The sequence below is a fragment of the Neoroseomonas rubea genome (assembly GCF_016106015.1).
Lineage (GTDB): Bacteria > Pseudomonadota > Alphaproteobacteria > Acetobacterales > Acetobacteraceae > Neoroseomonas > Neoroseomonas rubea.
Genome location: NZ_JACADQ010000149.1, coordinates 1 through 9,468 on the forward strand (window position 1 = coordinate 1; position 9,468 = coordinate 9,468).

The window sequence follows — 9,468 nt, forward strand, 5'->3', positions numbered from 1 at the left end:
AGTGACTGGAGTTCAAGTGTGTGCTCTTCCGAACCCGGGATAGCGGCCCTGGCCGAGCGCCGGGCGCGCGAGCGGGGCGAGCCCCGCGAGGGCGCCGGCGGCGAGCGTGCCGCGGCGAGTGAACTGGGTCATTCGGTTTTCCTCCCTCAGGCGTTGGTGGGCCGACGCTATCGCGCCGGTTCGGCGCGCCGCAAGCGACGCAGGATCCAGACCAAGGCCGGCCAGGCCAGCGCCGCGATGGTCAGCGCCGCGAGCAGCGAGGAAACCGGCCGTTCGAAGAAGGGCAGGATGTCGCCGTCCGACTTGATCAGGGATGTGACGAAGTTCTGCTCGACCATGGTGCCCATGACGATACCGAGCACGAGGGCCGCGACGGGATAGCCGTTGCGCTCCATCATGTAGCCGACGATCCCGAAGACGGCGACGATGACGATGGCGAAGGGGTTGTTGCCGATCGCGAAGGCGCCGACGGCGCAGAGCAGGAGAATGAGCGGCATCGCCGCCGCCCGCGGCGCGCGCAGCACGTGGCGGGAGGCCCGGATCATCGCGATGCCGAGCGGGATCATGAGCAGGTTCGCCAGCAGGAAGACGATGTAGAGCGCGTACATGCTGCTCGCCTTCTCGGTGAACAGCGTCGGGCCTGGGTTGAGGCCCTTCATGTAGAGCACGCCGATCGCGATCGCCGTGATCGTATCCCCCGGGATGCCGAAGAGCAGCGCCGGCACCCAGCCGCCGGCGAGCGCCGAATTGTTCGCCGCGCCCGACTCCACGAGGCCTTCCGGATGGCCGGTGCCGAACTTCTCCTTCTCGGCCGAAAAGCGCTTCGACGTGGCGTAGGCGACCCACGCCGCCATGTCCGCGCCCGCGCCGGGCAGCGCGCCGATCAGCACGCCGATCACGTTGCCGCGCCACATCTGCTTCTGGTAGCGCCGCGTCAGCGCCCATTGCCCGGCGAGGATCGAGCCGAGACGCCGATGCGGGATGGGCGGCGGACCGCCCGTCGTCATGGCGCGCATCACCTCGCTGACGGCGAATACGCCGACGAGGGCGGGCAGGGCCTCGATGCCCCCCAGCAGGTCCGTCATGCCGAAGGTGAAGCGCGGCACGCCGCCGGGATTCTCGATGCCGACGCAGGCGACGAGCAGCCCGAGCAACGCCGCGGCGACCGCCTTGATGGGCGACGACCGCGCGACCAGCGTCGCGCACATCAGGCCAAGGAAGGACAGCCAGAAGTATTCGAAGGACGAGAAGGAGAGCGCGACCTCCGCCAGCGCGGGCGCGATCGCCATCAACGCCACCGTGCCCACGATGCCGCCGATCGCGCTGAACCAGAGCGAGGCGCCGAGCGCTTCCTCCGCCCGCCCCTTGCGCGTCAGCGCATAGGCCTCGTCGGTATAGGCGGCCGAGGCCGGCGTGCCCGGGATGCGCATGAGGCAGCCGGGAATGTCGCCCGAGAAGATCGCCATGGCCGAGGAGGTGATGATCGTCGCCACCGCGGCGATCGGCGAGAGGTAGAACGTGACGGGCACGAGCAGCGCCGTCGCCATGGTCGCGGTCAGCCCGGGCAGGGCGCCGATCACCATGCCGTAGACGGCGGAGACGAGGATGGCGATCAGCACCTCGGCCGTCGCTACCATGCCGATCGCTTCGATGAAGGCGGTCATCGGCCTACCACGGCGCCGGCAGCAGGCCCGCGGGCAGCGGCACGCGCAGCAGCTTGTAGAAGACCAGGTGCACGAACGGCGGGCCCAGCAGCGCGACGCCGATCGCGAGGCGCGCCGACGCGCCGAGGGCAAGGGCGGTGACGAGCAGGATGATCGCCGCCGTCGGCAGGAAGCCGAGCGTCTCGGCGACCAGCACGTAGAAAATGAGCAGCGCCGGCGGGATGAAGGCGGCGACCGGGCCGAGATGCGTCGCCAGGCCGCGGGAGGGCTGCTGCTCTTCCGGTTCCGCGGCCTCGAAGCTGCGGCCGATGCCGAGCGCGATGAGCGTGCCGCACAGGACGAGCCCGGCGCCGATCACCATCGGGAAGGCAGCGGGCCCGACATCCTGCCCCGGCACCGCCGGAAGCCGCGACCCGCCCCAGAAGGCGAGCGCGCCAAGCAGTGCCAGGAACAGCCCCGTCACGCGGTCCGACAGATGCATGCTCGCGCGTCTCCTCCCTGTCGCGGTCGTTGCCGCCGGGCAAGGCTAGCCGAACCGGGGTCGCGCGCCAGCCCTTAACCTCGGGGCGGCGCGCGCGCGAACAGGGGTTGCCGCCGATGCGCGCGGGTGTCTAGGCTGCCATAGCAGACCGGGCCGCCAGAGCACCGTCCACGAGGAAACAGCACGATGAAGCTTGGCGCGGCGATCGCCGAGATCATGAAGCGCGAGGGCATCTCGATCCTCACCGGCTATCCGGTGAACCACCTGATCGAACATGCCGCCGAGATCGACATCCGCCCCATCATGGTCCGGCAGGAAAGGATCGGCCTGCACATGGCCGATGCGATCAGCCGCGTCACCTCAGGCCGGACCATCGGGGCCTTCTGCATGCAGCACGGGCCGGGGTCGGAGAACGCCTATGGCGGCGTCGCCCAGTGCTTCGGGGAGAGCATCCCCGTGCTGGTGCTGCCGATGGGCTATCCGCGCCGGCTCGCGCATATCGACCCGAACTTCAATTCCTCCGTCCAGATGCGCGGCATCACGAAAAGCGCCGAGCCGATCACCTCGGCCGCCGAGGTGCCGAACATCCTCCGCCGCGCCTTCACCAGGCTGCGCAACGGCCGCGGCGGGCCGGTGCTGGTCGAGATCCCGACCGACATGTGGAACGAGGAGGTGCCGGAGCCGTTCGCCTATACGCCCGTCATCGCCACGCGCTACGGGCCCGATCCGGCCGATGTGGCGCGGGCGGCGGATGCGCTGGCGGCGGCAAAGCGGCCCGTGATCTATGCCGGGACGGGCATTCATTGGGCGCGCGCCTGGCCGCAGCTGCGCGCGTTGGCGGAACTGCTGGCCGCGCCTGTCACGACGAGCCTCGGCGGCAAGTCCTCCTTCCCGGAGGATCATCCGCTCGCGCTGGGCTCGGGCGGCCTCGCCATCCCGAAGCCGGTGCGGCACTTCCTCGACACCGCCGACCTGATCCTCGGCGTCGGGTGTTCCTTCACCGAGACGAATTTCGGCGTGAAGATGCCGGCGGGGAAGAAGATCGTCCACGCGACGCTGGACCCCGACCATCTCAACAAGGATGTCGCCTGCGAGATCGGCCTGGTCGGCGATGCGGCGCTGACGCTCGATGCGCTGCTCGCGGAGCTCGCCGGGCGGGTGAAGGCGAAGCGGGATGCGGGGCCGGTCGTGGCCGAGATCGCCGCGCACCGCGCCGAATGGCTGGCGGCCTGGGCGGCCAAGACCGACAGCGAGGCCGAACCTCTCAACCCCTATCGCGTGCTGCGCGACCTGTGGCGCACGGTCGATGTGGACAACACCATCATCACCCACGATGCGGGCTCGCCGCGCGACCAACTTTCGCCCTTCTGGGTGGCGCGCACGCCGCTCTCCTATCTCGGCTGGGGCAAGACGACGCAGCTCGGCTACGGGCTCGGGCTCGCCATGGGGGCGAAGCTCGCCGCCCCGGACAAGCTCTGCATCAACGTCTGGGGCGATGCCGCGATCGGCTTCACGGGCATGGATTTCGAGACCGCGGTGCGCGAACGCATCCCGATCTTGTCCATCCTGCTGAACAACTTCTCCATGGCGATCGAGCTGAAGGTCATGCCGGTCAGCACGGAGAAGTACCGCTCGACCGACATCTCCGGCGACTATGCCGCCATGGCGCGCGCCTTCGGCGGCTATGGCGAGAGGGTGACGAAGGTCGCCGACATCGTGCCCGCCATCCTGCGCGGCATCGAGCAGACGAAGAACGGCACGCCGGCGCTGCTGGAGTTCATCACGTCCAAGGAAACCGCCGTCTCCCGCCTCTAGCGGGGAGGACAGGGCAGGGGAGGCTGCATGGCGACGGTCGATATCCGCCAAGTCTACAAGAACTTCGGCAGCACCAAGATCCTGCACGGGGTCTCCGTCGCGATCGAGGACGGGCAGTTCGTCGTCCTCGTCGGCCCTTCGGGCTGCGGCAAGTCGACGCTGCTGCGCATGCTCGCGGGCCTCGAGAACATCACGGGCGGCGAGATCGCGATCGGCGGCCGCGTGGTGAACAATGTCCCGCCCAAGGACCGGGACATCGCGATGGTGTTCCAGAACTACGCGCTCTACCCGCACATGACCGTCTTCCAGAACATGGCCTTCTCCATGAAGCTGGCCGGCGCGCCGAAAGAGGTGATGGAGCGGGAGGTCCAGAAGGCCGCGAAGATCCTGGGCCTGGGCGACTTGCTGCACCGCTTCCCACGCCAGCTTTCGGGCGGGCAGCGCCAGCGCGTGGCGATGGGCCGCGCCATCGTGCGCAATCCGCAGGTGTTTCTCTTCGACGAGCCGCTGTCCAACCTCGACGCCAAACTGCGCGTGCAGATGAGATCGGAGATCAAGGAGCTGCACCAGCGGCTCAAGGTCACGACCGTCTACGTCACGCACGACCAGATCGAGGCCATGACCATGGCCGACCTGATCGTGGTGATGAACCACGGCCGCATCGAGCAGGCCGGCGCCCCGCTCGAACTCTACGATCGCCCCGCGAACCTGTTCGTGGCCGGCTTCATCGGATCCCCGGCGATGAACATGATCGAGGGGCGCATCGAGGGCGGGGCCTTCCAGGGGCCGGGCGGCGTCGCCTGGCCGCTGCCTGCCGGCGCGCCCTCCTCGGGGGAGGTGGTCTACGGCATCCGGCCCGAACACCTGCGCCTCGACCCGAACGGGCTCGAGGGCGTGGTCAACGTGCTGGAGCCGACCGGATCCGAGACGCAGGTGGTGATGCATGTGGGCGGCGCGCATCTTCTCGGCGCCTTCCGCGAGCGCATCACGACCCGCCACGGGGAGGTGCTGCGCGTCAGCCCCGACCCCGCGCTGATCCACCTGTTCGACAAGGCGACCGGGCAGCGTCTCTAGGGACCGGAGCCGACAACAAGGGAGAGGGAACGACCATGGCCAACATCATCACGCGGCGCAGCATCCTGGCCGCCGGCGCGGGCGCCGCGGCGCTCGCCGCGGGCGGCGAGGCGCTGGCGCAGAGCCAGGTTCAGGTGGCCTCCGGCGTCGCGGCGCCGACCCTGCCCATCGAGAACGGCGCGACGCTGCGCATGCTCCGCCCGGTCCGCTTCGTCGCCCCGGACGAGGAGGTGTTCCGCGCCAACTGCGCGCGCTTCACGCAGCAGACCGGCGTGCAGGTGCGCGTCGACTTCGTGGGCTGGGAGGACATCAACCAGCAGACCGCCGTCACGGCGAATACCGGCGCCGGCCCCGACATCATCGTTGGCTTCGGCGATGCGCCGCACATCTACGCCGACAAGCTGGTCGAGGTGAGCGACATCGCCGAATACCTCGGCCGCAAGTACGGCGGCTGGATGTTCGTGGGCAACAAGCTCGGCAAGCGGCACGGCACCAACAACTGGATAGGCCTGCCCTTCGGCGGCACCGCCGGGCCGCTGGTGTGGCGCAAGTCCGCGGTCAACCAAGTGGGCTACCAGACGCCGCCCAACGACCTGCCGGGCTTCCTCGAGATGTGCAAGAAGCTGCGCCAGGCCGGCAAGCCCTCGGGCTTCGCGCTGGGCAACGCGGTAGGCGACGGCAACGGCTTCGCCAACTGGCTGATGTGGTCGCATGGCGCGTCCATCACGGACGAGGCCGGCGCGGTCTCGGTCAGCAGCCCGCAGACGCTGGCGGCGCTGAACTACCTGAAGGAGCTGTATCCGACCTTCGTCGACGGCGGCACCATCTCCTGGGGCGACATCTCGAACAACCAAGCGTATGCGGCGAATTCGCTCTTCGTCACCTCGAACGGCGTGTCGCTGTACTTCGCGCTGAAGAACGACCCGGCGACGCGCGCCATCGCCGACGACACCGAGCATTCGGTCATGCCGCTCGGCGTCGCGTCCTCCTGGCCGAGCGCGCCGCTCACGCTCAACGCCATGGTGTTCAGGCACAGCCGCTTCCCCAACGCATCCAAGGCGCTGCTGGCCTTCCTGATGGAGCAGCCGCAATACGAGCCGTGGCTGAATGCCAACCTCGGCTACTGGGCGCAGCCGCTCAACGCCTACAAGGATGCTTCGGTCTGGAGCAGCGATCCGAAGATCGCGCTGTTCCGCGACAGCATGAACAACCAGTTCTGGAATGGCTACAAGGGGCCGATCTCGGAAGCCTCCGGCCAGGCCAACGCGGAATACGTGCTGGTGCAGATGTTCGCCGCGGTGGCGGCGGGCCAATCGACTCCGGAAGCCGCGATGCGCGAAGCGGATCGCCGCGCGAGGCGCATCTTCCGCCGCTGACGTGAACGGAACCGGCGGCGCCCGATCGGCGCCGCCGGACCTCCTGGGAGGATCGCCGATGTCCGCCGCCGCCGAGCAAGCATGGGTCCGCCAGGCCAAGGCGCAATCCGCGCTGTCGAAGCTGTTCGACTGGAAGCCTTTCCTGGTCGTGATGTGCATGCTGCCCGCGGTCGGGCTGCTGATGGTCTTCCTGACCTATCCGCTGGGCCTGGGCATCTGGCTTGCCTTCACCGACACCACGATCGGGCGGTCCGGGCGCTGGGTCGGGCTCGAGAACTTCGAGTACATGCTCGAGGACCCGATCTGGTGGAACGCGGTCTTCTTCAGCGTGTTCTACACGGGCATCGCGACCATCGGGAAATTCGGCCTGGGGCTATGGCTGGCGCTGCTGCTGAACAACCACCTGCCGTTCAAGTCCATGCTTCGGGCGATCATCCTGCTGCCCTGGATCGTGCCAACGGTGCTGACCGCGATCGCCTTCTGGTGGATCTACAACCCGCAATTCTCGATCATCTCCTGGATCTTCATCGAACTCGGGTTGCGCGAGACCAACATCGACTTCATCAACACCGCCTGGCCGGCACGGTGGTCGCTGATCGGCGCCAACATCTGGCGCGGCATTCCCTTCGTCGCGATCTCGCTGCTGGCGGGGCTGCAGACCATCTCGCCCAGCCTGTACGAGGCGGCGCTGCTGGATGGATCCACCGGCTGGCAGCGCTTCCGCTACATCACCTTCCCGATGCTGCTGCCGATCCTGGCGATCGTGATGACGTTCAGCATCATCTTCACCTTCACGGACTTCCAGCTGGTCTACGCCATCACCCGCGGCGGGCCTGTGAACTCGACGCATCTGCTCGCGACGCTCGCCTTCCAGCGCGGCATCCCGGGCGGGCAGCTGGGGGAGGGTGCCGCGATCGCGGTGTCGATGATCCCCTTCCTGGTCTTCGCGACCCTGTTCTCCTACTTCGCCCTGGCGCGCCGGAAGTGGCAGCAGGGCGAGTCCAACGATTGAGGGGTCAGCCATGAGCGCGAGCACAGAAGCCCCGCAGACCAACGCCGCCACCGCGCAGCCGGAGACCATGACCTGGGACAGCAGGTCGCGGCGGATGGTGACCATCTACGTGCCGCTGGCCTGCTTCCTCATCATCCTGCTGTTCCCGTTCTATTGGATGACGATCACGGCCTTCAAGCCGAACGCCGAGCTGTACGACTACAACACGCACAACCCGTTCTGGATCACCTCGCCGACGCTGGACCACATCCGCCTGCTGCTGTTCGGCACCGCCTATCCGCGCTGGCTGATGACGACGATGATCGTCTCGGTCTGCGCCACCTTCCTGTCGCTGCTGTCCTCGACGCTCGCCGCCTATGCCATCCAGCGGCTGCGCTTCAAGGGCAGCCAGTATGTCGGCCTGGGCATCTACCTGGCCTACCTTGTGCCGCCCTCGATCCTGTTCATCCCGCTGGCGACCATGGTGTTCCAGCTCGGGCTCTTCGACACGCCGCTGGCGCTCATCCTCGTCTATCCAACCTTCCTCATTCCGTTCTGCACCTGGCTGCTGATCGGCTACTTCAAGTCGATCCCGTTCGAACTCGAGGAATGCGCGCTCATCGACGGCGCGACGCGCCTGCAGATCCTGCGGCAGATCACCCTGCCGCTCGCCGTCCCGGGGCTGATCAGCGCGGGCATCTTCTCCTTCACCCTGTCCTGGAACGAGTTCATCTACGCGCTCGCCTTCATCCAGAGCAGCGAGAACAAGACGGTGCCGGTCGCCATCCTGACCGAACTCGTCACCGGCGACGTCTACCAGTGGGGCGCGCTGATGGCGGGCTCCCTGCTCGGCTCGCTGCCGGTCGCGATCTTCTATTCCTTCTTCGTCGACTACTACGTCTCCTCCCTCACCGGCGCGGTGAAGGAGTGAGGCTCCCGCAACAGGAGAACCACCCTTGGCGACCTACACCATCCTGACGCCCGCCGGCGCTTCCTTCACCACCGCCGGCGGCGGCTACGAATACGAGATGGAGGCGCTGCAGGGCCTCGGCGCCACGATCGCCGAATGCCCCGCGACCGAGGAAGGCTTCATCGCCGCGGCCCCCACGGCGGATGCCGTCTATGCCAAGGGCATGAAGTTCACCGCCGCGATGATCAACGCGCTGACGAAGTGCCGCCACATCGCGCTCGGGACCGTCGGCGTGGACTATGTGGACGTCGCGGCCGCCACGGCGAATGGGATTCCCGTCACCAACTGCCCCGACACCTTCATCGAGGAAGTCGCCGACCACGCGATGATGCTGCTGCTGGCCACGCACCGCCGCTGCATCGAGCAGGACCGCATGGTGCGCGAAGGCCGCTGGGCGGAAGGCCGGCCGCAACTGCTGCAGATCCCCCGCCTGATGGGCCAGACGCTCGGCTTCATCGGCTTTGGGCGCGTCGCGCGCGCCACCGCCCGGCGCGCGAAGGCCTTCGGGTTGCACATGAAGGCCTTCGACCCTTATGTCGAGGAGCTGACACTCTCCGCCCTCGGCGTCGAGCCCGCGTCGCTGAGCGAGGTGCTCTCCACCGCGGACTTCGTCTCGATGCACCTGCCCGACACGCCGGAGACGCGCGGCTTCCTCAAGGAACACCACTTCCGGCAGATGAAGAAGAACGCGATCTTCATCACCACCGGCCGCGGCCCCACGGTGAACGAGGCGGCCCTGATCAAGGCGCTCGATGAGAAGTGGATCGCCGGCGCCGGGCTCGACGTGTTCGAGATCGAGCCGACGCGGCAGGACAACCCGCTGCACCGGATGCCGCACGTCATCCTGTCGCCGCACAACGCCTCCGCCTCCTCCCGCTTCGATCCGGCGCGCAAGCGGCGCGTGGGGCAGGAACTCGCCCTGACGCTGCAGGGCAAGTGGCCGATGTCCTGCGTAAATCCGACCGTGCTGGCCGGGTCCGGGCTGCGGCGGTGGCAGCCCTATGCGATGGAACGCGGGCCGAATTCGTGATTGGCGGGGGGGGGAGAAGGGAACTTCTCCCCCCCCCCCCCCGCCGCGCCCCCAAGCATCTCTTCTC

At 68.0% G+C, this 9,468-nt stretch carries 7 protein-coding genes and 1 pseudogene; 6 read left to right on the forward strand and 2 right to left on the reverse strand.

Annotated elements, in window-relative coordinates; translation table 11 throughout:
* Positions 1–167 precede the first annotated feature (167 nt).
* Together HW577_RS14505 and HW577_RS14510 are read right to left on the reverse strand one after the other, a co-directional pair.
* Positions 168–1,664, reverse strand: a complete 1,497-nt coding sequence (locus HW577_RS14505) for a tripartite tricarboxylate transporter permease (RefSeq protein ID WP_198376858.1) — start codon at positions 1,662–1,664, stop codon at positions 168–170.
* A 4-nt stretch (positions 1,665–1,668) separates the two neighbouring features.
* On the reverse strand, positions 1,669–2,145 hold the full coding sequence (locus HW577_RS14510; protein ID WP_198376860.1) for a tripartite tricarboxylate transporter TctB family protein: 477 nt from the start codon (positions 2,143–2,145) through the stop codon (positions 1,669–1,671).
* 165 nt (positions 2,146–2,310) lie between these two features.
* Between HW577_RS14510 and HW577_RS14515 the strand changes: the two are divergent.
* From HW577_RS14515 to HW577_RS14540, 6 genes and pseudogenes are all read left to right on the forward strand, one after another.
* Positions 2,311–3,960 (forward strand): annotated as a pseudogene (locus tag HW577_RS14515) (thiamine pyrophosphate-requiring protein); the annotation flags it as partial.
* A gap of 27 nt (positions 3,961–3,987) precedes the next feature.
* Positions 3,988–5,034 (forward strand): ABC transporter ATP-binding protein, encoded by a 1,047-nt coding sequence (locus tag HW577_RS14520; RefSeq protein WP_198376862.1) that lies wholly within the window; start codon positions 3,988–3,990, stop codon positions 5,032–5,034.
* Positions 5,035–5,069: 35 nt separating this feature from the next.
* Positions 5,070–6,410 (forward strand): ABC transporter substrate-binding protein, encoded by a 1,341-nt coding sequence (locus tag HW577_RS14525; RefSeq protein ID WP_198376864.1) that lies wholly within the window; start codon positions 5,070–5,072, stop codon positions 6,408–6,410.
* A 58-nt stretch (positions 6,411–6,468) separates the two neighbouring features.
* Positions 6,469–7,422, forward strand: coding sequence for a carbohydrate ABC transporter permease (locus HW577_RS14530; protein ID WP_198376865.1), 954 nt, complete (start codon positions 6,469–6,471; stop codon positions 7,420–7,422).
* 10 nt (positions 7,423–7,432) lie between these two features.
* A complete protein-coding gene (locus HW577_RS14535; protein WP_198376866.1) occupies positions 7,433–8,332 on the forward strand; it encodes a carbohydrate ABC transporter permease in 900 nt (299 codons plus the stop codon).
* A 25-nt stretch (positions 8,333–8,357) separates the two neighbouring features.
* Positions 8,358–9,401: a C-terminal binding protein gene (locus HW577_RS14540; RefSeq protein ID WP_198376868.1), complete on the forward strand. Its 1,044-nt coding sequence runs from the start codon at positions 8,358–8,360 to the stop codon at positions 9,399–9,401.
* The last annotated feature ends 67 nt before the right edge of the window (positions 9,402–9,468 follow it).